Source organism: Streptomyces sp. NPDC002742, from assembly GCF_042888885.1.
In the GTDB taxonomy this organism is placed as follows: domain Bacteria; phylum Actinomycetota; class Actinomycetes; order Streptomycetales; family Streptomycetaceae; genus Streptomyces.
The window spans coordinates 437,292-458,625 of record NZ_JBIAQF010000004.1 but is presented as its reverse complement, the minus strand read 5'-3'; the positions used below and the strand labels follow the sequence as shown (position 1 = coordinate 458,625).

Below are 21,334 nucleotides of genomic sequence, written 5' to 3'. Positions count from 1 at the left end.
CGGGGCTTCTCCGGGGAGACCTGGAGGAGCCGGGCCGGGGCTTTCGCGTTCCCCGGCACCCCTGGTGGGTCCATTTGCCGGTATACGGCGCGGACTCCATGGTGGAGGGACGCGGCGAGCCGGAGTCGACCGCCGGGACCGTGCGGTCGCGGGGGCAGGGGCGCCGGAGCCGTCGTGAATCGGAGGATGCGGATGTACGTGGTGAAGAGCCCCCTGTCCGACGCGGACCCAGCGGGGCCGGAGGGCTGGATCAAGGACGCCGATGCCGTGCGAGCCCCCGTCGAGGGGCGCGGCGCGGTGATCGCGCGGACGCGGGAACGGGGCGCCGCCGGCGGGGGCCCGGATCCGGTGAGCCATGAGATCTTCATCGGGATCACGGCCGGCCTGGAGGAGCATCACTGGACGTTCCAGGCGGAGAACGGGTGACGTCCCGGGCGCCGCTCTGCCCCGGCCGGTGCCGTGTGCCGTCGGTGTGCCCTGCTCGCGTGTGAGATCGGCGGCCCCGGTGCCGCGCCGGAGGAGGGTGCCATGGCAGGGCGAACAGTGCGTCGGGGGGCTGCCCTGGTGTTCGGCGCGCTGTGGTGGTTCAGCGTGCTCCGGCTCGCGCTGGCGCCCGATGCGGGGGTGCTCGAAGGAGCGGTCGCCGCGGGCGGGTGGGGGCTCAGTCTGCTGCCCGTCCACTGTGTGCCGAAGTCCCGGGCGGTCGGCGCCGTGGGCTCGGACCGATGGCGGGAGCACTGGCGGGAGGTCTGGCGCCGACGCGGGAGCGGTGGGACGGGGGCTACCAGGGCATGGCGACGCCGCCGTTGGGGCGGAGGATCTGACCGGTGGTGAACGCCGAGGCGTCCGAGGCCAGGTGCAGCACGGCGTGGGCGATGTCCTCGGGTTCCCCGACGCGGCCCAGCGGTGACAGGCGCGCCATGAACGCCTCGGTGTGTGCCTGCCGCTCGCCGTGGCGGTTGGTCATGGGGGTACGGATCCAGCCGGGCGCCACGGCGTTGACACGAATGCCGTGCGGGCCGACCTCGGTCGCCAGCGTCCGTGTCAGCTGTACGACGGCCGCCTTGGCCGCGCTGTAGCACAACAGGCCCGGACCACCGGTGTCGATGGCGCCCGAGGCCATGGTGATGATGCTGCCCCGGACGCTGTTCGTGATCATGGAGCGCGCGGCCTCCTGGCAGGCGTACAGCACCCCCTTGAAGTTGACGTTCAGCACCCGGTCGAGATCCTCGTCCAGCGTCTCCAGGACCGGGCTGCTGTGCATGATCCCGGCGATCGCCGCCATGACGTCGACACGGCCGCACGACGCGACGGCCATCTGCAGCTGGGCGCGGTCGGTGACGTCGAGGGGGTGGCTGTGGGCGGAGCCGCCCTGGCCTTTGATCAGGGTCGCCGTCTCGTGCAGGCCCTGCTCGTCGACGTCCGCGCAGTGCAGCGTGGCGCCGGCCTCCGCGAGCAGGAGCGCCGCCGCCCGGCCGATGCCGCCGGCCGCGCCGGTGACGAATGCGGTGCGTCCGGTGAGGTCGTACGCGGGGAGGGCCATGAGGGGACGGTACGAGGAAATCTGACGGATCGTCAATTAGTTGTGCGGGACGGGAGCCGGTACGTGGTCGGGACAGTGGCCGATGCGCGCTCTAACGGTGCCGTCGGCCCGGCTCCCGCGTCGCGTACCCGGTGTGGCGATGCTGCGCCGTGGGGGTGTGGTGGCCGTCCGGCGACGGGGCGGGGCCCGTCTGGCACCGGGGGCACCAGTAGGTGGGGCGCTCGCGGGAAGCGTCGCCCTGGTTCGCCGAGCGGATCGGCGTCGCGCAGCGCAGACAGGGGCGAAGGGCGCGGCCGTACACGAAGAGGTTCTGGTCGCGGCGCCCGGTGGTGACGCGGGCCGGACGGTCACGGTTGAACTCCAGCAGCTTCTTCGCGAGGAGCGGCAGTTGGGCGGCACGGTCGCCGGGCAGGGCGCCGACGGGGAGCCAGGGGGTGACGCCGAGCAGGAAACAGAGCTCGCTCTTGTACACGTTGCCGATGCCGGCGAGATTCCGCTGGTCGAGGAGGGCCTCGCCGAGAGGGCGGTCAGGATCGCGAAGGAGGTTCTCCAGAGCCTTGCCCGGGTTCCAGTCCGGACCCAGGAGATCAGGGCCGAGGTGACCGACCGCGCGGGCCTCGTCCGTGGTGCGGAGCAGTTCCAGTACGGGCAGGCGGTAGCCGACCGCCGTGCGGTCCGCCGTTCCGAGGACGGCCCGGATCTGGTGCGCGGGACCTCCGCTCCAGCGTCGGCCGGTCTCGTACACCTTCCACGAACCGTCCATCCGCAGATGCGAGTGCAGCGTCAGACCGCCCTCGATCCGGGTCAGGAGGTGTTTGCCGCGGGGGGTGACGTCCAGGACGGCGCGACCGGTGAGGTCGGCCGTGGCGAACCGGGGCACCCGCAGGTCGGAAAGGGTCAGGACCTTGCCCGCGAGGGCTGTGTGCAGTCGGCTCGCGGCCTGCCGGACGGTGTCTCCTTCGGGCATGACTCCAGGGTGGCACGGGTGCGGGCCGGCCGGTCAGGCGCGGAGGCGGAGTCCGCGCGGTGTGGCGATGAAGCCCGCTCCTTCCAGGAGGGTGCCGAGGGGGGAGGTGAGGGCCGAGGCACCGTTGACGCGCTCGACGGTGACCGTGCCGAGCGAGCCCGCGCGGGCGGCCGCGGCGAGGGCCTCCGCCGCGGCGTCCAGGCGCGTGTCCTGGGAGACCGAGCCGTCCGGGTCCGCGGGCCAGGCCAGCAGGGTCTTGCCGCCGCGCTCCATGTAGAGAGCCAGCTCACCGTCGACCAGGACGACCAGCGAACCCGCCTTGCGGCCCGGCTTGTGGCCCGCTTCGGTCGGGGGCTCGGGCCAGGAGAGGGCCGCGCCGTAGGCGTTCGCGGGGTCCGCGGCGGCCAGTACGACAGCCGGCGAGGCGGTACGGGTACGGGAGCGGGCGCCCGGGAAACCCGAACCGCCGGGATGGCCGGAGCCGTTGGCCGGGTACGGCGCGCCGTTGCGGTTGGACGGGGTGTTCCTGAGGTGGGGGACGTCGGGGTGGGGGGAGCCGGCCGAGAAGGCGGAGTCCGCGGAGAACGTGTGGTCCTCGCCGAAGTCGAAGTCGAGTTCGGAGCCGAGGCCGGAATCGGGGCCGAGGTCTGGGCGGAGGTTGAGGTCGTGGCCGGGGGCGAGGCCGTTCAGGGAACCCGAACCGTCCGTGAGATCGGCCCCGTCCGCGAGATCGTCGCCATGGCCGATGCCGTCGAAGCCCGAGCCGGAGTGCGGGAAGACGGGGGTGTCCGGGAAGCCGTGTGCGGCGGGGGAGTTGTCCGGGACGGTGGGGCCGGACAGGGCGGCGCCCCGGTCGCGTGCGTTCGCCACCGCGCGGAGCCGGTCCACCGCGCCGTCCATCGCGAACTGGGCGGCGCCGAGACCCTCGACCACATAGCCGCGCCGTGCCTGGCCGCTGTCCTCGAAGGCCGACAGGATGCGGTACACCGCCGAGAAGCCGCCCTCGACGCCCTCCGCCGCCACGGCGCCCCGGGTCACCACTCCGTGCCGGTCCAGCAGGGTGCGCGCCAGGGCGTGGGCGCGCACGGTCGGGTCGGGCTCGCGCAAGGGCAGCAGTGACCAGCGGCCCGCCACGGTCGGGGGACCGGTACGCGACTGGGGTCGCGCGCCTCCGGTGAGAGAGCCGTAGCGGCCGCGGGGGAGCGAGCGCTTGGCACGGTGGGCCGTGGACCCCGCGGTGCGGCCCGAACCCAGGAGGGAGCGCATCGGTGCGAGCGTGTCGTTCGTGAGGCGCCCGGACCAGGCCAGCTCCCAGATCGCGTCGGCGAGCTGCGGATCGGTGGCGTCGGGGTGCGTGGTGGCGCGAACCTGATCGGCGATCTGGCGGAAGAACAGGCCGTAGCCTCCGGAGAGGGCGTCGAGGACAGACTGGAGCAGTGCGGTCGGCTCCAGGGGGTGTTCGGCCGGAAGCAGCAGGGGGGCGGCGTCCGCCAGATACAGCGAGACCCAGCCGTCCTTGCCCGGCAGCGAACCCGCCCCGGCCCAGACCACCTCTCCGGCGGCCGTGAGTTCGTCGAGCAGGGCGGGCGTATAACCGGCTACCCGGGACGGCAGCACGAGCTTCTCCAACGCGGACGCCGGCACGGACGCGCCCTGCAACTGCTCGACGGCGCGCACCAGTCCGTCGATTCCGCGCAGCCCGTGACCGCTGCCCACGTGCTGCCACTGCGGCAGGAACTGGGCGAGTGCGGCGGGCGGAACCGGCTCGAGTTCGTGACGCAGCGCCGCGAGCGAACGGCGCCGCAGCCGCCGCAGCACCGCCGCGTCACACCACTCCTGGCCGATGCCCGCCGGATGGAACTCCCCCTGGACAACCCGGCCGTTCGCCGCGAGCCGGTGCAGCGCGCCGTCGGTGACGGCCGTACCGAGACCGAAGCGGGCGGCGGCCGTCGCCGAGGTGAACGGCCCGTGGGTGCGCGCGAACCGGGCCAGGAGATCACCGAGTGGATCCTTGACCGGTTCGGTGAAGGCTTCCGGGACACCGACGGGCAACGCCGTGCCGAGCGCGTCGCGCAGTCGGCCCGCGTCCTCGACGGCCGCCCAGTGGTCGGCTCCGCCGATCCGGACCCGGATGGCGCGGCGGGCGGCGGCCAGCTCCTTCGCCCACTGCGGCTCCGCGCCCCGCCCGGCCAACTCGGCCTCCGTGAGCGGCCCCAGCAGACGCAGCAGGTCGGCGACACCCTCCACGTCCTTGATGCGGCGGTCCTCGGTGAGCCACTGGAGTTCGCGCTCCAGCTCGGTCAGGACGTCGGCGTCCAGGAGTTCACGCAGTTCGGCCTGGCCCAGGAGCTCGGCGAGCAGACGCGAGTCCAGCGACAGCGCGGCGGCCCGCCGCTCGGCGAGGGGCGAGTCGCCCTCGTACAGGAACTGGGCGACGTATCCGAAGAGCAGGGAGCGCGCGAAGGGGGAGGGCTCGGGTGTGGTGACCTCGACGAGTCGCACCTTGCGGGACTCGATGTCGCCCATCAGTTCCGTGAGGCCGGGGACGTCGAAGACGTCCTGGAGGCATTCGCGCACGGCTTCCAGGACGATCGGGAACGAACCGAACTCGCTGGCCACCTGGAGCAGTTGGGCGGCGCGCTGCCGCTGCTGCCACAGGGGGGTGCGCTTGCCGGGGCTGCGGCGCGGCAGGAGCAGGGCGCGGGCGGCGCACTCGCGGAAGCGGGCGGCGAACAGGGCCGAACTCCCGACCTGGTCCGTGACGATCTGGTTGACCTCGCCCTTGTCGAAGGTGACGTCCGCCGCGCCGACCGGCGCCCGCTCCGCGTCGTACTCCGTGCCCGCCTTGGTGGGCGCCTGGTCGAGCAGGTCCAGGCTCATCAGGTCGGCGTCGGGCAGCCGCAGCACGATGCCGTCGTCGGCGTGCATGACCTGTGCGTCCATGCCGTACCGCTCGGAGAGCTTGGCGCCCAGGGCGAGGGCCCAGGGGGCGTGGACCTGGGCGCCGAAGGGGGAGTGCACGACGACACGCCAGTCGCCCAGCTCGTCGCGAAAGCGTTCCACGACGATCGTGCGGTCGTCCGGGATGTGACCGCACGCCTCGCGCTGTTCTCTCAGGTACGCGATCACGTTGTCGGCGGCCCAGGCGTCCAGGCCCGCGGCGAGCAGGCGCAGTCGGGCGTTGTCCTCGGGGAGCGATCCGACCTCGCGGAGGAACGCGCCCACCGCGCGGCCCAGTTCGAGCGGGCGCCCGAGCTGGTCGCCCTTCCAGAAGGGCAGCCGGCCGGGGACCCCCGGCGCCGGGGAGACCAGGACCCGGTCCCGGGTGATGTCCTCGATGCGCCAGGAGCTCGTGCCGAGGGTGAAGACATCGCCCACCCGGGATTCGTAGACCATCTCCTCGTCCAGTTCGCCGACCCGGCCCCCGCCCTTCTTGGGGTCGGCCCCCGCGAGGAAGACCCCGAAGAGCCCGCGGTCGGGGATCGTGCCCCCGGAGGTGACGGCGAGACGCTGGGCGCCGGGGCGGCCGGTCACCGTACCCGCGACCCGGTCCCAGACCACGCGGGGCCTCAGCTCCGCGAAGGCGTCCGACGGATAGCGGCCCGCGAGCATGTCGAGCACGGCGGTGAACGCCGACTCCGGGAGCGAGGCGAAGGGGGCCGCCCGGCGGACCGTGGTGAGCAGGTCGTCGACCTGCCAGGTGTCGAGCGCGGTCATGGCGACGAGCTGCTGGGCCAGTACGTCCAGCGGATTGGCGGGGACCCGCAGGGACTCGATGGAGCCGGTGCGCATCCGCTCGGTGACCACGGCCGCCTGCACCAGGTCGCCCCGGTACTTGGGGAAGACGACACCGGTGGAGACCGCGCCGACCTGGTGACCGGCGCGGCCCACGCGCTGGAGCCCCGATGCCACGGACGGCGGTGACTCGACCTGGACGACGAGGTCGACCGCGCCCATGTCGATGCCCAGTTCGAGGCTGGAGGTGGCGACCACGGCGGGGAGACGGCCCGCCTTCAGGTCCTCCTCGACCTGCGCCCGCTGCTCCTTGGAGACGGAACCGTGGTGGGCACGCGCGATCACCGGCGGCGCTCCCTGAGCCGCGCCCGAGCCGCCCATCAGCTCGGCCGGGGCATGCGCCTCCTCCAGAGGCTCGCCGGTCGCCCGCTCGTAGGCGATCTCGTTGAGCCGGTTGCACAGACGCTCGGCCAGGCGACGCGAGTTGGCGAACACGATCGTCGAGCGGTGGGACTGGACGAGGTCGGCGATCCGCTCCTCGACATGCGGCCAGATGGAGGGCTTCTCCGCGCCCTCCTTGCCGTCGGCGGCCGGGGACCCGCCCAGCTCGCCCAGATCCTCCACCGGGACGACCACGGAGAGGTCGAACTCCTTGCCGGACGGCGGCTGGACGATCTCCACCTTGCGCTGCGGCGAGAGATAGCGCGCCACCTCGTCCACGGGACGCACCGTCGCGGAGAGACCGATACGCCGGGCGGGCTTCGGCAGCAGCTCGTCGAGGCGCTCCAGGGTGAGCGCGAGATGGGCGCCGCGCTTGGTGCCCGCGACCGCGTGCACCTCGTCCAGGATCACCGTCTCGATGCCCGTCAGCGCGTCACGCGTGGCCGACGTCAGCATCAGGAACAGCGACTCGGGGGTCGTGATCAGGATGTCCGGCGGGCGGGTGGCCAGCGCCCGGCGCTCGGCGGGCGGGGTGTCGCCGGAGCGGATGCCCACCTTCACCTCCGGCTCCGGCAGCCCGAGCCGCACGGACTCCTGCCGGATACCGGTCAACGGGCTGCGCAGATTCCGCTCCACGTCGACCGCGAGCGCCTTGAGCGGTGACACGTACAGCACCCGGCAGCGCTTCCTCGGGTCCGCCGGCGGTGGCGTCGAGGCCAGCTGGTCGAGCGCGGCGAGGAACGCGGCCAGCGTCTTGCCGGAACCGGTGGGCGCGACGACCAGCACGTCCGCGCCCGCACCGATGGCCGCCCATGCCCCGGCCTGGGCCGCGGTGGGCGCGGAAAAGGCCCCCGTGAACCAGCCGCGGGTCGCGGGGGAGAAGCCGTCGAGGGCTCGGTGTGCGGAGCTGACCATGCGTCCATCCTGCACCCGTCCACTGACAATCGCGCTGACCTGCGAGAACGCCTCGGCGCGGCAGGGTCGGGCAGTACCGGACAGGTCGGGCGGTCCCGGGCAGAGCGGGGCAGGGCAGGGCGGGCGGCGGCGGTGAGTCCCGGCGCGGTGGCGGAGAATGAGGACGTGGCAGGTTCGGGGCAGGAGCGGGCACGGCACTGGCAGTACGCGGAGCTGCCCGGTGTCGATCTGCTGCGGGCCCGCTACGTCGAGAAGATCTTCGTACGGCACACCCACGAGAACTTCGTCATCGCCGCCGTCGCCGAGGGCGTCGAGGTCTTCCACCACGGCGGCGCCGACCAGTACGCGGGCCCGGGTTCCCTGGCACTCGTCAACCCCGACACCCCGCACACCGGGCGCGCGGGCGTTCCCGAAGGCTGGAGGTACGGCGCCGTGTACCCCTCGCCGGACACGGTGGCCGAGATCGCCGCCGAGACCACCACCCTTCGCGGTACCTCCGGATTCATCCGTCCGGTACTGGACGACCCCTACGCGGCGGGCCTGGTCCACCAGGTGCTCAGGGCCGCGGAGGAGGGCAACGCGCTGGCCGCCGACACCCTTCTGCGCGTCGCCGTGACCCGGTTGCTGCGTCTGAACGGAGGGCCCCTGCCGCAGCGGGCGGTGCGCAGCGCGGGCGCGCGTCTCGCGGCACGCGCGCGTGGCTTGCTGGAGGAGCGGATGGCCGAGCCACCGACCCTTGAGCGGCTCGCCGCCGAACTCGGCACCAGCCCGTTCGCGCTGCTGCGCGCGTTCCGGGACGCCTACGGCATGCCGCCCCACACCTGGCTGACCGACGCGCGGGTACGCCGGGCACGCCACCTCCTGGACGCCGGTTCCGCGCCCGCCGAGGCGGCCGTCGCCGTCGGCTTCACCGACCAGCCGCACCTCAACCGCCACTTCAGCCGGATCGTGGGCGTCCCTCCTGGCGCCTACCAGCGCGAGCGCAAGAACGTACAAGACGCCGAGGGGCGACTCCTCGTACCGTCCGACGCGTGGCACAACAGACAGCTCCCGCAGACATACGCAATGACGAAGGCGGAAAACCCGACGCCGCCGTAGTCCGCGACGCCCTCGGAGTCGGGGTCGCCGTCGGACTGTCCGGTTTCGCCTTCGGGGTGACCTCGGCCGGCAGCGGGCTCACCCTGCTCCAGACCTGCGCCCTCAGCCTCCTGGTGTTCACCGGGGCGTCGCAGTTCGCGCTCGTGGGCGCCCTCGCGGCCGGCGGCAACCCGCTCACCGCGGCGGCGGGCGCGTTCTTCCTGGGGGTCCGCAACGCCTTCTACGGGCTGCGTCTGTCCCAGCTCCTCGCCCTTCCGCGCGCGGTGCGCCCGTTCGCCGCGCAGTGGGTGATCGACGAGACCACCGCCGTCGCGCTCTCCCAGCCCACCCGCCGCAGCGTCCGGATCGGCTTCACCGTCACCGGCCTGTCCCTCTACCTGCTGTGGAACCTCACCACCCTGCTCGGCGCGGCCGGGGCCGAGGCCATCGGCGACACCGACGCGTGGGGCCTGGACGCCGCCGGACCCGCCGTGTTCCTGGCTCTGCTCGCGCCGATGCTGAAGACCACCACGGAACGCGCCGTCGCGGGAATCGCCGTCCTTCTGGGGCTCGGCCTGCTGCCCGTGCTGCCCGCGGGAGTCCCGGTGCTGGTGGCCGCCCTGGCCGCCCCCGCCGTGCTCTGCGTGACGGGACGCCGCGGCATGAAGACCGCCGACGACGCCTCCGCCGTCGTATCGAACAAGGCACCGGCCGGTGCGGTGAACGAGACGACGGCCGGCGCGCAGAACGACGTATCAGGGGAAGACCGTTGAACATCTGGATCGCCATCGGCGCCACCGCGGTCGGCTGCTACGCCCTCAAGCTCATCGGCCTGCTGATCCCCGCGGGCGTACTGGAGCGGCCGCTCGTGCAGCGCCTCGCCGCTCTGCTGCCCGTCGCGCTCCTGGCCGCCCTCACGGCCCAGCAGACCTTCGCCGACGGACGTGTCCTCGTCGTCGACGCGAAGGCTGCCGGGCTCGCCGCGGCGGCTGTGGCGCTGATCCTGCGCGCCCCGTTCCTGGTGGTGGTCGCCGCGGCCGTCGTGGTGACGGCAGGAGTCCGCGCAATCACGGGCTGACACCCCGCACGGGGGGCCGCCGCACGGACGCGCCGCCCGGGCCCGCCGGCCCGCCGCCCGGCCACCGGGGGCGGCGGTTGTCTCAGGTGATGGTCCGGCCGTACGCCCGCAGCGTGCGCAGCGCCTCGATCGTCACCATGGGACGGCACTCCAGGGCGGGGCCCGGTGCCCACTGACGCCATCGGATCGGCCACCCGCCGTCCTCCTGCTGCTCGTCCGCGAGGTGGTCCAGCGAGCGCGCCATCTCCTCGTCGGTGAACCACGCGCGCGCGAGCGAGTCCGGGGTCCGCGCGTAGTCGTGCGGGAAGTGGTGCTCACCCGGCGCGTAACCCGGCGAGACGGGGTACGCGTCCAGGCGGTCGGGGTCCAGCGCGGCGAGCCGCCGCTCACGGACGAGGCGGCCCAGCCGGTCGGCGCTCGCCTGCGCGCGCGGGCGGTCGGCCGCGGAGTCCAGGAAGGCGACCGCCGCCTCGACCTCGTACGGATGGGACTTCTCCAGGGACTCGACCGCCTGCCAGCAGAAGTCGGTGGCCCGGAACAGCCAGGCGTTCCACACCGCGTTGCGGTGCAGCAGGCCGACCACCGGGCCGGTGGCGAGGAGTTCGCTCGGCGGGTCGTCGACGATCGGCACGAACGGGGCCGTCGGATACCCGCGCTGACTGGGAAGGATGGCGGGCAGCGCGCCGTCCGCAGTCGACACCGAGGTCAGATAGCGGCACACCCGCTCCACACGCTGCCCGCCGCACCGGCCGATCGAGTCGAGTACACGCAGCGCGTGCCCGGTGTGCAGCGGCTGGCTGACGGGGCCGCGCAGATCCGGTTCGAGCGCGTGACCGTACCCGTCGTCGTCGTTGCGGTAGGCGGTCAGCGCGATCTCCACCGCGTCGGCGCCGCCACCGAGGAAGTGGTAGGCGAAGCGGCGCTGTTCCAGCACACGCGCGGTGAGCCAGACGAAGTGCTCGGCGCGTGCCAGTGGGGAGTGCGCGGGGGGCGTCTGGGGGAGTGGAGATGCTCCGGTTTCGGCCATGCGTCAGACCGTAGGACGGAAAGCGGTCTCGGCACGCGGTCCCGGCTCCGGCCCACTCTCAGGGGCGGGATACTGGAGTCATGCGGTTGACGGTCTTCTGGCAGCGAATGGCTGATCACTTCGGCGCGGGGTACGCCGAGACGTTCGCGCGCGATCATGTGATGACGGAACTCGGCGGGCGCACCGTCCACGAGGCGCTGAACGCGGGCTGGGAGGCCAAGGACGTGTGGCGCGTGGTGTGCGCGACCATGAACGTTCCGTACGAAAACCGCTGAAGAGGACCGAAGGCCGGGGGACATGGACCCGGTGTCGGTGGCGTGGGCCAGACTTGCCGGGTGGCCCCGACAGACGAGAACACGCAGGTCGATCACCAGGCATCACCCTTCGGCACGACGCCGCCCGGTCCGCCGGGCGGTGAAGCGGCCGGGCAGGGCACGCGCATGCCGCGCTGGCTGCCGCGTGCCATGGTGCTCGCCCTCACGCTCATAGCCGTGTTCCAGCTGGGCAGTTGGGCGTTCCACCAGCTCACCGGTCTGCTGATCAACATCCTGATCTCGTTCTTCCTGGCACTCGCGATAGAACCCGCGGTCAGCTGGATGGCCTCGCGGGGCATGCGCCGAGGGCTGGCCACCTTCCTTGTCTTCCTCGGCTCGTTGATCATGATCGCCGGGTTCGTCACCCTCCTCGGGTCGATGCTCGCGGGCCAGATCATCAAGATGATCGAGGGCTTCCCCGACTACCTCGACTCGGTCATCAACTGGGTCAACACGCACTTCCACACCGAGCTGCGACGGGTCGACATCCAGGAGGGCCTGCTCCACTCCGACTGGCTGCGGAAGTACGTGCAGAACAGCGCCACCGGCGTCCTCGACGTGTCCGGCCAGGTGCTGGGCGGCCTCTTCCAGCTGCTGACGGTCGCGCTGTTCTCGTTCTACTTCGCCGCCGATGGGCCGAGACTGCGGCGCGCGCTGTGCTCGGTGCTGCCGCCCGCCCGGCAGGCCGAGGTGCTGCGCGCCTGGGAGATAGCCGTCGACAAGACCGGCGGCTACCTCTACTCACGTGGCCTCATGGCGCTGATCTCGGGCGTGGCGCACTACATCCTGCTGGAGGCGCTGGGCGTGCCCTACGCGCCCGTGCTCGGCGTGTGGGTGGGTCTGGTCTCGCAGTTCATCCCGACCATCGGCACCTATCTCGCCGGTGCGCTGCCGATGCTGATCGCGTTCACGATCGACCCCTGGTACGCGCTGTGGGTGCTCGTCTTCGTCGTGGTCTACCAGCAGTTCGAGAACTATGTGCTCCAGCCCAAACTGACCTCCAGGACGGTGGACATCCACCCAGCGGTCGCCTTCGGGTCCGTCATCGCGGGCACCGCGCTCCTCGGGGCCGTCGGCGCGCTGATCGCCATCCCCGCCGTCGCCACCCTGCAGGCGTTCCTGGGTGCGTATGTGAAGCGCTACGACGTCACGGACGACCCGCGCGTGCACGGGCACCGTACGCGCGGCTCGGCCGGTCTCCTCGCGCGCGTACGGCGGCAGTTCAGCCGGTGAGCCGGTCCTCGCCGCCCGTTCACCAGGTGAGGGCGGCGTGGACACCGGCGACGACGACGGCCGCCGAGTAGCAGCCGACGGCCCCGTACACGACCCGCTCCTTGGCCTGGTCACTCCAGTGCGTGCGCGACAGCAGCCAGGCCAGCGCGGGCAGCACCAGGACGGCGTGCAGGCTCACACCGTGCAGTGGCTTGAGCGGAGCCGTCGAGTGGTACGCGGCCTCCTGGTGGCCGGTCCGGGTGAGGACGACCCCGCGCGCGATCATCGCGGCGCCCGAGGCCAGCGCGACGAGCAGGATCGCGAACCCCGATCGCACGGCGAGCGGCATGCCGGGCGGGCCTGTGGGCCGGTTCCGGAACGAGGCGACCGCGAACACGGTCAGCACCACGACCAGAACCCCGCCACCCACCGCGAGCATCATGGACACGGCCGTGTCGAAGCCGCTCTCCATGTTGAGATGCGAGGGCACCCGACGCCATGCCTGGAGGGTGATCCCGGCGACCTCCACCACACAGTCCGCGGCGAACACCGCGAGCAGCGCGGTGCGCAGCCCCGCCCCCACCCGCACGTACGACGTGACCCAGGTGATCGCGATCAGGGTCAGCCCGAACGAGAGCCCGAAGGTGACGGGCTTGCGCCAGGAGACGGGACCGTCCCACGGGCCGCCGTCGACGGCGAAGACCAGCAGATGCAGACAGCCCGAGAGGACGAGCAGCGCGCCCGTCGCACAGCAGAGCCACTCGGCGGGCCGGAGCGACGGCTTCGGCGGTATCAGGGGACGGGTCCTCGTCGTTCGCATGGCGCACAGCCTGCCGTGCGGGCCGGGTGGCGTCGTCGTACGGCCGAATACACCGGCGGTACGCCCGGGAGAGTAGCCCCCCGGGCCGGGCCGGGGGGCGGGGGCGCGGCCGGGGCCGGGTGCCGGATCCGGGACTGGAGCTGTGGCGGGTCCGCGTGCGGTTGCGGCGGTTGCGGGCGCGGGGTCCGGGATGCTGCCGGGGGCGGCTTCGGGACCGTCCCGGTTGGATCTTCGGGGCGTTGTCGGAGCGTGAACGTAGTCTCGGAGGTGCCGCGTGGTGCGCTTGACACAAAAATCGAACATCCATTCTTATGGAAGTTCCGGCGGAGCTCTCGACGGGGGATTCGGCACGGTTTCGACGGAGATGTGCCCGAGTTATCCACAGGCCGGACGGGCGTCGGGGCGCATTGTCAGTGGCAGGCGTTAGCGTCTTTGACGTGAAGCGATCGACTCAAGCAAACCGGGTGGAACCCATGGCAGGAACCGACCGCGAGAAGGCGCTCGACGCCGCGCTCGCGCAGATTGAACGGCAGTTCGGCAAGGGTGCAGTGATGCGCCTGGGCGAGCGGCCCAATGAGCCCATCGAGGTCATCCCCACCGGGTCGACCGCACTCGACGTCGCCCTCGGTGTCGGCGGCCTGCCGCGCGGCCGAGTCGTGGAGGTGTACGGCCCGGAGTCCTCCGGCAAGACGACCCTGACCCTGCACGCGGTGGCGAACGCGCAGAAGGCCGGCGGCCAGGTGGCGTTCATCGACGCCGAGCACGCCCTCGACCCCGAGTACGCGAAGAAGCTCGGCGTCGACATCGACAACCTGATCCTGTCGCAGCCCGACAACGGTGAGCAGGCCCTGGAGATCGTGGACATGCTGGTCCGCTCCGGTGCTCTCGACCTCATCGTCATCGACTCCGTCGCCGCCCTGGTGCCGCGCGCGGAGATCGAGGGCGAGATGGGCGACTCGCACGTGGGTCTGCAGGCCCGTCTGATGAGCCAGGCCCTGCGGAAGATCACCAGCGCGCTCAACCAGTCGAAGACCACGGCGATCTTCATCAACCAGCTCCGCGAGAAGATCGGCGTGATGTTCGGCTCCCCGGAGACCACGACGGGTGGCCGGGCGCTGAAGTTCTACGCCTCGGTGCGACTCGACATCCGCCGCATCGAGACGCTGAAGGACGGCACGGACGCGGTCGGCAACCGCACGCGCGTGAAGGTCGTCAAGAACAAGGTCGCGCCGCCCTTCAAGCAGGCCGAGTTCGACATCCTCTACGGGCACGGCATCAGCCGCGAGGGCGGCCTGATCGACATGGGTGTGGAGCACGGCTTCGTCCGTAAGGCCGGCGCCTGGTACACGTACGAGGGCGACCAGCTCGGCCAGGGCAAGGAGAACGCGCGCAACTTCCTGAAGGACAACCCCGACCTCGCCAACGAGATCGAGAAGAAGATCCTGGAGAAGCTGGGCGTCGGTGTCAGGCCCGCGGCGCCCACCACCGAGCCGGGCGCGGACGCGGCGGTCTCGGCTGCCCCGGACGACGCCGCGAAGACGGTGCCCGCTCCGGCCGCCAAGACCACCAAGGCCAGGGCCGCGGCGGCAAAGAGCTAGTCCATGACACGACGAACCGACTGGGCCGAGTACGACCACCCCCTCACCTCCGAGAGGCAGGGGCAGGGGTACGGCGGGGGAGACGGCGGTCCGGCCGGAGACGGTGACAGGTCGTACGGCGGTGCCGGGGGGTACGGCGGTCAGCCGTACGGCACCGACGACGGGCTCTACGGAGCCGAGGGTTTCCACGGCATCGGTCCGGACGACGGTGATCCGGACGGTGGCGGTTCGACGGGCGGTGACGCGCGGTGGGGTGACGGCCCGCCGGGCGGTCACGGTTCGCCGGACGCGGCTTCCCGGCGTGGTGGACGCGGTGCGGGCGGACCGCGTGGTGGACGAGGTCGTCGAAGGCGTGGCGGCTTCGGTGAGCCGTCCGGCGACCCACAGGACGGAGGCACCCCCTCCTCGTCGAGGGCCGAGAAGGGGGAGTCGTCCCCAGGGGACCCGGCTGAGCGGGCGCGCGCGATCTGTCTGCGCCTGCTCACCGGGACCCCACGCACCCGGAAGCAGCTGGCGGACGCGTTGCGCAAGCGTGAGATCCCGGACGAGGTGGCGGACGAGGTGCTGTCACGGTTCGAGGAGGTCGGGCTGATCAACGACAGCGCCTTCGCGGACGCCTGGGTCGAGTCGCGCCACCATGGCCGGGGGCTGGCCAGACGGGCGCTCGTCCAGGAGCTGCGGACCAAGGGCGTGGAATCGACGCTGATCGACGAGGCCGTCGGACAGCTCGACTCCGAGCAGGAGGAGGCGACCGCGCGTGAACTGGTCGCCCGCAAGCTGCGCTCCACACGCGGACTCGACCGCGACAAGCGGCTGAGGCGTCTCGCGGGCATGCTCGCCCGCAAGGGCTACTCCCAGGGCATGGCCCTGCGCGTGGTCCGCCAGGCGTTGGAGGAAGAGGGCGAGGACACGGAAGGACTCGGGGACGAGGGGTTCTGATCCCGCGGGCTTCGGGATGAGCGATCCCCGGGCTTCCGTACGAGGGCGTGTTCGTCCGGCACAAGGTCACCGTCGGCTCGTTCGGTCATCCGCGCGCGCTCCGGCTCGTTCGGTCATCCCTGCACCCTGCATGAGCCGGCTCGATACGCCGCCCGTGCGCGAGGCGGTGCGATCGGTCACCGAACGGGAGCCGGCTCGATACGTCGCCCGTGCGCGCAGGCGGTGCGATCGGTCACCCGAACCGGAGCCGGCTTGATCGGCACACGTGCGCGAGCCGGTGCCCGTCCTCAGTTTGAGTACGAGCCCGTTATGAGGGTGAGCGGCGGTCAGCTCTCCGTGTCGGCGTACGTCACCGGAAGGCCTGCGCTCTTCCACGCCTGGAAGCCGCCGACCAGGTCGGTGGCCCGGTGCAGTCCCAGTCGGCGCAGGGACTCGGCGGCCAGGCTGGAGGCGTACCCCTCGTTGCAGAACACCACGATCCGCAGGTCATGGCTCGTGGCCTCCGGGGCGCGGTGGCTGCCCGTGGGGTCGAGCCGCCACTCCAGTTCGTTGCGCTCGACGACGAGCGCGCCGGGGATCAGTCCGTCGCGTTCGCGCAGGGCGGCGTACCGGGTGTCGACCAGAAGCGCCTCGCCGCTGCGCACGGCCTCGAACGCCTCCGCGGCCTCCACCCGGTCCAGGCCCGCGCGGACCTGCTCCAGCAAGGCGTCGATGCCCACGGGCGGCCGGGTGCTCAACTCCAGTCCTCCGGACGTTCGACATGCTCCAGGCGCAGGATCTGCCCCGTACGGCTGTAGCGGCGGATCTGCGGGAGCGGCGGGTAGTAGGCGTGGACCGAGATCGCGTGCTGCTCGGTGGACTCGTTGAGCACCTCGTGCACATGGTGGCGGCCGAAGCCGCGGCCGGTGCCCGCGGGCAGCTTCCGCTGCCGGTCGATCTCCTCGGTGAGTTCCAGGGTCTTCCAGCCGTCGGCGGGCAGCCGGGCGGCTAGTGAGTTCTCCTTGAGTTCGCCCGACGCGGTGAGGAAGGCTCCCACCGATTCGGCGTGGTCGTGCCAGCCGGTTCCGGTGCCGGGTGGCCAGCCGATGAGCCAGGCCTCGCTGCCGCCGGGGCCTTCGAGCCGTACCCAGGTACGGCCCTCGGGGTCCAGGGGAAGCGAGGCGATCAGTTCGGCATCGGCCGCCGCGCGGCGTACGAAGGCGAGCAGGTCGGCCTGGGTGGGGGTACGGGGTGCGGCGTAATCAGCGGAGCCGGCAGGAACGACGGAGACAGCGGAGACAGCGGCAGCCGTGGAGACAGCGGGGGACACAGACACTCGGACCGTCCTGAGAGTTCGCGAGAAGAGCGCGCGGTGGCACGAGTGCGGCGCGCGGGAGATGAGGATGCGAAGTCAGAGGGACGGACGACACACGCAGCCCGCATAGCGGACGAGGTCCATATGGACCCTCCGCCACAGGCGCACACAGGTGTCGGTCACGATCCGGAGTACACCACGGTGGCGCAGACCGGTCAACTCACCGTCACTATATGGACCACGGGGACCCCAGAAGCAGGGAAACCCCAGTTCGACGGTTACTGAGCGTTCAATTCCCGCCCGCCGTCCTTCAGCGCCGCCCGGCGCCCCCGCCGTCCTTCAGCGCGGCCCGGCGCCCCCGCCGTCCTTCAGCGCCGCCCGGCGCCCCTGTCGTCGTTCAGCTCTCGCCCGCGGTCGTTCAGCGCCTGCCCGCCGTCGCCTCCGCGGTGGCCTCCGCCTCCGCAGGTCCGCCGAGGGTCGCCTCGGCCGCCTCGTACAGGTCGGCCGGGCGGACTCCGCCGAGCGCGGTGACCAGGTGTCCGTCGGGGCGGACCAGGAGCACGGTGTGTGCCGCCGCACCCGGGTAGCTCTCCGCGACGAGCAGTTCGGCGGGGTGCGGCAGCGCGGTCACGGCGGCGGCGAGCCGGGGCATGACGCCGGCCGTCACCCAGTGCTTGCGCTCCCACACCCCCGTGCCCGGAGCGATGAGCACGACGAGCAGGACCCCGCGCCCGAGCCGCTCCCGCAGCGGTACGAACGAGCCGTCCTCCGCGGTCACCCGGACATCGACGACCGGTGCGCCGGGCTCGGTGTCGACAGGGGCGTGCGACTCGGCGGGTGGAGGTGTGAGCGGCGAGTCGGCGTACGCCCCCGGCGCGCCCAGCGGGCCGCGACCCAGGTGGCCGTCCGTGAGCAGGGCGTCGTGGCCGCGGGCGGACCCGGGGACGTACGCGCGCAGACCGCCGCCGCTCCGCAGCAGCGGCAGCGCCTGGTCGGCGGCGCGCAGCCGGGCCGCGACCACGGCACGCCGCTCCGCCTGGTAACTGTCGAGGAGTGTCTTGTGCGGGCCGTGGTGCCAGGCCAGGCCCAGCTTCCAGGCGAGGTTGTCGGCGTCCCGCAGCCCTTCGTCCAGGCCCTGGGTGCCGAGGGCGCCGAGCAGATGGGCCGCGTCCCCGGCGAGGAAGACGCGGCCGGCGCGCCAGCGGCGGGCCAGCCGGTGGTGGACGGTGTGGACCCCGGTGTCGAGCAGTTCGTACGCGGGTGTGGTGCCGCCGCTCCAGCCTCCGAGGGTCTCCCGGATACGCGCCACCAGCAGGTCGGGCGTGACCAGGTCCTTGCCCGGGGGCAGCAGCCAGTCCAGCCGCCACACGTCCTCGGCGAGCGGGCGCGCGCTCACCTCGCCCGTGGAGGGGCCGGAGGTCCGCCACGGTGTCATCCGGTGCAGCAATGCCTCACCGGGCCAGGGGAGTTCCGTGCGCAGGGCCGCCACGGCGTGCCGCTCGACGGCGGTACGCCCGGGGAAGCGGATGTCCTGGAGTTTGCGTACCGTCGAGCGTGGTCCGTCGCAGCCGACCAGGTAACTGCCCCGCCACCAGGTGCCGTTGGGTCCCCGGGTGTGTGCCGTGATGCCGGAGGTGTCCTGCTCGACGGAGTCGAGGCGGCTGTGCACGGCGACCTTGACGAGCCGCTCGTGGATGATGGCCTCGCGCAGGGCGCCGGTGAGCGCGTGCTGGGCGATGTGCAGCGGGGCGGTGAACTCCTCACCGTCCGCCGGGCCTTCCGCGCCCCGGGAGACGCCGGTGGCGCGCGCGGCGGCGGCCCCCCGGGGACCCTCGCCCCACGCGGTCCCGGCGCCCCGGGAACCGGCGGCGCCGTTCGTGCTCTCCGCGCCCCCGGAACCCTGTCCGTCGAACGTGATCTCGCGCATCACCTGCTTGCGCCGCATCGACCGCCATCCGGCCCAACGGAAGCCCGCGTCGTCGAGGGGGAGACCGGTCAGCCGCTCCACGAGCGCGACCGTGTCCTCGCGCAGCACCACGCTCCGCGCGAGCCGCAGTTCGTCCTTGCCGGGGCCCTCGTCGAGGACCACGGAGGGGACCTCCTGGCGGGCCAGCGCAAGGGCGAGCGTGAGCCCCACGGGCCCGGCTCCGACGATGATCACCGGGTCCACGGCGCGGTGCCCCCTGCACGGAGCTGTGTCCTGAGGGACGTACGGGAACAGGCAGGTGGAGCGGGGTGCACGATCACAGAACGTATGCAACCCATTGCCGCTGCTTGCGTCAAGTGACGAAGGGTGCAGCACGGTTGAGCGTCGATCAGCTACGGCCTGCCGAGGGGAGCGGCGCCACGTCAGGCCGAGAGCGCGGTGACGTCCGCCTGCCAGGCGATTCGGGCGGCATGCATCCGATTGTCGGCCTTCAGTTTGGCGTATACGGCGCGGACATGGTCCTTGACCGTCTCCGGGCTGATGTGCAAGGCCTGGGCGATGGCGCGGTTGGCGAGGCCGTCACTGAGCAGGGTCAGCACCTCGCGTTCACGGGTGCTCAGCTCGGCGACTCGCTCCTGTGCGCCACCGTGTCCACGGACCGGGTGACAGTGGTCGCGCACGACCGCATCGGCGATCTCGGGGGAGAGGGCCCGGCTGCCCTCGGTGACGGCGATCAGAGCCCAGGTCAGATGCTGGGGCGCGGTGCGATGGAGCAGGACACCGGCTGCGCCGCGGGCAAGGAGGGTTCGGGCATCCCGTTCCGCGATGCGCTCCGCGATCACCAGGACCGCCGGCGACGCCGGGCGCCGGGCGACGCTTTCCACCAGCGGCAGGGAGTCCTTGCCGTACGTGTCACCGCTGATCAGGAGGTCCGGGCGGGTCGTCCGGATCAATGCGGCCGCTTGGGTGCGCTTTCCTTCGGCGACGACGCTGACGGGTGGCTGCAGGCGGAAATCCGCAGCCAGGTCCTGCAGCATTCCGCGCAGTCCCGCGCGGCAGAGCGATCTGTCATCGATGATTCCCACCCGTAGCATGCGGTCCCCGTTTGGTTCTGTGTGCGACGGCACTCGTGACATGGCTTTCGACTGGTCAGGACGAAGGCACTCTCTGTGATCCTCTGCCCCATGCCGCGTTCGCGTCAAGCGCCTATCGGGAACCCCGATGAATGAGGTAACTACTGCAAAGTCTCATGGGGTTGTTTTCCTCAGACGTGACCTCGTCGATGGAGCGCAAATGTCAATCCCCGCTTCGGGGGATACCCGCTCCGTTCCCCCCATGGCGGGGGGATCGTGATCGCCCCCGCTGGGGAATTGTGGCGCGCACTCAACAGGCTCTGGACGAGAGGACGACAACATGACGGATGATCGAGCGCGCCGGGGTGTGGCCTGGGGGGCGGCTCTGGCCGCCGGCCTGATGACCATGGGGGCGGCCGCGACGCCCGCCCAGGCGACTCCCACGGCCCCCGCGAGTGCCGCCGCGGTGCATTGCGGAAACCCGGTACTCAAGGTCTGGTACGACTCGGACCAGTTCGGCACCTATCTCAAGGCGTGGTTCGAGACGGACCGGGGCTGTCCCCGGGGGCGGAAGGTCGCCAGCCTGTGGGGGAAGATCCACTGCTTCGACCCCCGCACCAAGCTCGTCTACAGCGCCAGTGTGGCGAACAAGAAGGCCCCGACGTCAACCGTGATCAAGGCCTTGCCGCCGAAGAGTCAGTGCAAGGCTTTCTATGCCGAGAGCACCATCGTCTACAACGGCGGCGGCCGGGTGCCGTTCAAGGACACTTGGCGCTGGAAGTGGGGTGAATACCCTGCATAAACAAAATCTCTGTCGCGAATTGGACATCTCGCCAAGCGTACGTAATCCCCTTGTGCGGACCTTCCGGGCAAGGGACTTCCGAAGGAGTTGTTCATGCACGGCAAGGGCAGTGGCAAAGTGAAGCGCAGAGCGGCCGTCATTCTCGGCACGGCGGTGCTCGCGGGCACCCTGGCGGTGCCTTCCGCTTCCGCGGACGGCCCCTCCGAGATCTACCTGGGAAAGCGCTCCGGCACCATCCGCGTCGGCGGATTGCCCACACCGTACAAGTGGGTCGACAAGCAGTACCGCAGTACCTCGCTACCGAACCTGCGCAAGCATTCGATCCGCATCACGTTCGGCGGATGCGCGCACTGGCGCGCCCGCGCGGCCGTGCGGTGGGGCAGGACGTACGACACCTTTGAATCGTCGGCGACGGGTTGCCACAAGTCCGTCCTGCTCACGCCCCAGGGCGACCTGCGCGCCAACCTCACCCTGACCATCCATCAGGACCCCACGGACGTCTCGGCGAGCGTCATCGTCAAGCCTGTCCACTGAGCAGAGGCCGAGGCGCGCACCGGGTGCGGGCGGGACAT

Annotated in this window: 21 protein-coding genes; 11 read left to right on the top strand and 10 right to left on the bottom strand. The window is 71.9% G+C overall.

The genetic code is table 11. From position 1 onward, the window contains the following. Positions 1-192 precede the first annotated feature (192 nt). Both ACFYW8_RS09400 and ACFYW8_RS09395 read left to right on the top strand, forming a co-directional pair. Positions 193-426, top strand: a complete 234-nt coding sequence (locus ACFYW8_RS09400; protein ID WP_389069644.1) for a hypothetical protein — start codon at positions 193-195, stop codon at positions 424-426. Positions 427-528: 102 nt separating this feature from the next. Continuing rightward, the gene (locus ACFYW8_RS09395) at positions 529-834 is read left to right on the top strand and encodes a hypothetical protein (protein WP_365869110.1); all 306 of its coding nucleotides are present in this window, start codon (positions 529-531) and stop codon (positions 832-834) included. Here the strand turns inward: ACFYW8_RS09395 and ACFYW8_RS09390 are convergent. From ACFYW8_RS09390 to ACFYW8_RS09380, 3 genes are all read right to left on the bottom strand, one after another. Then, positions 782-1,543 (bottom strand): SDR family NAD(P)-dependent oxidoreductase, encoded by a 762-nt coding sequence (locus tag ACFYW8_RS09390; RefSeq protein ID WP_365869109.1) that lies wholly within the window; start codon positions 1,541-1,543, stop codon positions 782-784. The two genes, ACFYW8_RS09395 and ACFYW8_RS09390, sit on opposite strands and share 53 nt — an antisense overlap. Before the next feature lie 91 nt (positions 1,544-1,634). Beyond that, the gene (locus ACFYW8_RS09385; protein WP_389069568.1) at positions 1,635-2,510 is read right to left on the bottom strand and encodes an Fpg/Nei family DNA glycosylase; all 876 of its coding nucleotides are present in this window, start codon (positions 2,508-2,510) and stop codon (positions 1,635-1,637) included. 33 nt (positions 2,511-2,543) lie between these two features. Continuing rightward, a complete protein-coding gene (locus ACFYW8_RS09380; protein ID WP_389069564.1) occupies positions 2,544-7,601 on the bottom strand; it encodes an ATP-dependent helicase in 5,058 nt (1,685 codons plus the stop codon). A 165-nt stretch (positions 7,602-7,766) separates the two neighbouring features. Between ACFYW8_RS09380 and ACFYW8_RS09375 the strand changes: the two genes are divergently transcribed. The 3 genes from ACFYW8_RS09375 to ACFYW8_RS09365 are packed head-to-tail and all read left to right on the top strand — an operon-like array spanning position 7,767 to position 9,756. After that, positions 7,767-8,699 carry an AraC family transcriptional regulator gene (locus tag ACFYW8_RS09375; protein WP_389069559.1) on the top strand — a complete coding sequence of 311 codons (933 nt, stop codon included), beginning with the start codon at positions 7,767-7,769 and terminating at the stop codon, positions 8,697-8,699. Beyond that, complete coding sequence (locus ACFYW8_RS09370) at positions 8,633-9,451, top strand: AzlC family ABC transporter permease (RefSeq protein ID WP_389069554.1); 819 nt, start codon at positions 8,633-8,635, stop codon at positions 9,449-9,451. Before ACFYW8_RS09375 ends, ACFYW8_RS09370 begins: the two co-directional genes overlap by 67 nt. Next, a complete protein-coding gene (locus ACFYW8_RS09365) occupies positions 9,448-9,756 on the top strand; it encodes an AzlD domain-containing protein (RefSeq protein ID WP_365869105.1) in 309 nt (102 codons plus the stop codon). Before ACFYW8_RS09370 ends, ACFYW8_RS09365 begins: the two co-directional genes overlap by 4 nt. An 82-nt stretch (positions 9,757-9,838) precedes the next feature. Here ACFYW8_RS09365 and ACFYW8_RS09360 read toward each other — a convergent pair whose 3' ends face one another. Further along, positions 9,839-10,783: a hypothetical protein gene (locus tag ACFYW8_RS09360; RefSeq protein WP_389069549.1), complete on the bottom strand. Its 945-nt coding sequence runs from the start codon at positions 10,781-10,783 to the stop codon at positions 9,839-9,841. A gap of 80 nt (positions 10,784-10,863) precedes the next feature. Between ACFYW8_RS09360 and ACFYW8_RS09355 the strand changes: the two genes are divergently transcribed. Both ACFYW8_RS09355 and ACFYW8_RS09350 read left to right on the top strand, forming a co-directional pair. After that, positions 10,864-11,058 (top strand): DUF3046 domain-containing protein, encoded by a 195-nt coding sequence (locus ACFYW8_RS09355; RefSeq protein ID WP_266763371.1) that lies wholly within the window; start codon positions 10,864-10,866, stop codon positions 11,056-11,058. A 60-nt stretch (positions 11,059-11,118) separates the two neighbouring features. Next, complete coding sequence (locus ACFYW8_RS09350; protein WP_365869102.1) at positions 11,119-12,330, top strand: AI-2E family transporter; 1,212 nt, start codon at positions 11,119-11,121, stop codon at positions 12,328-12,330. 19 nt (positions 12,331-12,349) lie between these two features. Here the strand turns inward: ACFYW8_RS09350 and ACFYW8_RS09345 are convergent, their stop codons facing one another. Beyond that, a complete protein-coding gene (locus ACFYW8_RS09345; RefSeq protein ID WP_365869101.1) occupies positions 12,350-13,129 on the bottom strand; it encodes a hypothetical protein in 780 nt (259 codons plus the stop codon). A 473-nt stretch (positions 13,130-13,602) separates the two neighbouring features. On the opposite strand from ACFYW8_RS09345, the gene recA reads away from it, so the two are divergent. Further along, a complete protein-coding gene (gene recA, locus ACFYW8_RS09340) occupies positions 13,603-14,727 on the top strand; it encodes a recombinase RecA (RefSeq protein ID WP_389069539.1) in 1,125 nt (374 codons plus the stop codon). A gap of 3 nt (positions 14,728-14,730) precedes the next feature. After that, positions 14,731-15,666, top strand: a complete 936-nt coding sequence (recX, locus tag ACFYW8_RS09335; protein WP_389069536.1) for a recombination regulator RecX — start codon at positions 14,731-14,733, stop codon at positions 15,664-15,666. Positions 15,667-15,992: 326 nt separating this feature from the next. Here the strand turns inward: recX and ACFYW8_RS09330 are convergent, their stop codons facing one another. The 5 genes from ACFYW8_RS09330 to ACFYW8_RS09310 form a co-directional block, all read right to left on the bottom strand. After that, on the bottom strand, positions 15,993-16,403 hold the full coding sequence (locus ACFYW8_RS09330; RefSeq protein ID WP_365869098.1) for a rhodanese-like domain-containing protein: 411 nt from the start codon (positions 16,401-16,403) through the stop codon (positions 15,993-15,995). Next, a complete protein-coding gene (locus tag ACFYW8_RS09325) occupies positions 16,400-16,981 on the bottom strand; it encodes a cysteine dioxygenase (protein WP_389069530.1) in 582 nt (193 codons plus the stop codon). Before ACFYW8_RS09325 ends, ACFYW8_RS09330 begins: the two co-directional genes overlap by 4 nt. 75 nt (positions 16,982-17,056) lie before the next feature. Continuing rightward, a complete protein-coding gene (locus ACFYW8_RS09320) occupies positions 17,057-17,128 on the bottom strand; it encodes a putative leader peptide (protein WP_355987938.1) in 72 nt (23 codons plus the stop codon). Between the two features lie 250 nt (positions 17,129-17,378). Then, entirely contained in the window at positions 17,379-19,130 is a 1,752-nt protein-coding gene (locus tag ACFYW8_RS09315; RefSeq protein WP_389069526.1) for an FAD-dependent monooxygenase, read from the bottom strand. Between the two features lie 179 nt (positions 19,131-19,309). Next, complete coding sequence (locus tag ACFYW8_RS09310; protein WP_389069522.1) at positions 19,310-19,972, bottom strand: LuxR C-terminal-related transcriptional regulator; 663 nt, start codon at positions 19,970-19,972, stop codon at positions 19,310-19,312. A gap of 328 nt (positions 19,973-20,300) precedes the next feature. On the opposite strand from ACFYW8_RS09310, the gene ACFYW8_RS09305 reads away from it, so the two are divergent. Both ACFYW8_RS09305 and ACFYW8_RS09300 read left to right on the top strand, forming a co-directional pair. After that, positions 20,301-20,762, top strand: coding sequence for a hypothetical protein (locus ACFYW8_RS09305; protein ID WP_389069518.1), 462 nt, complete (start codon positions 20,301-20,303; stop codon positions 20,760-20,762). Between the two features lie 93 nt (positions 20,763-20,855). After that, entirely contained in the window at positions 20,856-21,296 is a 441-nt protein-coding gene (locus tag ACFYW8_RS09300; RefSeq protein ID WP_389069515.1) for a hypothetical protein, read from the top strand. The last annotated feature ends 38 nt before the right edge of the window (positions 21,297-21,334 follow it).

Excerpts from the sequence above, each read along its gene's own strand:
- ACFYW8_RS09400 (WP_389069644.1), top strand. The coding sequence starts at position 193 with ATGTACGTGGTGAAGAGCCCCCTGTCCGACGCGGACCCAGCGGGGCCG.
- ACFYW8_RS09395 (WP_365869110.1), top strand. The coding sequence starts at position 529 with ATGGCAGGGCGAACAGTGCGTCGGGGGGCTGCCCTGGTGTTCGGCGCG.
- ACFYW8_RS09390 (WP_365869109.1), bottom strand. The coding sequence starts at position 1,543 with ATGGCCCTCCCCGCGTACGACCTCACCGGACGCACCGCATTCGTCACC.
- ACFYW8_RS09385 (WP_389069568.1), bottom strand. The coding sequence starts at position 2,510 with ATGCCCGAAGGAGACACCGTCCGGCAGGCCGCGAGCCGACTGCACACA.
- ACFYW8_RS09380 (WP_389069564.1), bottom strand. The coding sequence starts at position 7,601 with ATGGTCAGCTCCGCACACCGAGCCCTCGACGGCTTCTCCCCCGCGACC.
- ACFYW8_RS09360 (WP_389069549.1), bottom strand. The coding sequence starts at position 10,783 with ATGGCCGAAACCGGAGCATCTCCACTCCCCCAGACGCCCCCCGCGCAC.
- ACFYW8_RS09355 (WP_266763371.1), top strand. The coding sequence starts at position 10,864 with ATGCGGTTGACGGTCTTCTGGCAGCGAATGGCTGATCACTTCGGCGCG.
- ACFYW8_RS09345 (WP_365869101.1), bottom strand. The coding sequence starts at position 13,129 with ATGCGAACGACGAGGACCCGTCCCCTGATACCGCCGAAGCCGTCGCTC.
- recA (WP_389069539.1), top strand. The coding sequence starts at position 13,603 with ATGGCAGGAACCGACCGCGAGAAGGCGCTCGACGCCGCGCTCGCGCAG.
- recX (WP_389069536.1), top strand. The coding sequence starts at position 14,731 with ATGACACGACGAACCGACTGGGCCGAGTACGACCACCCCCTCACCTCC.
- ACFYW8_RS09305 (WP_389069518.1), top strand. The coding sequence starts at position 20,301 with ATGACGGATGATCGAGCGCGCCGGGGTGTGGCCTGGGGGGCGGCTCTG.
- ACFYW8_RS09300 (WP_389069515.1), top strand. The coding sequence starts at position 20,856 with ATGCACGGCAAGGGCAGTGGCAAAGTGAAGCGCAGAGCGGCCGTCATT.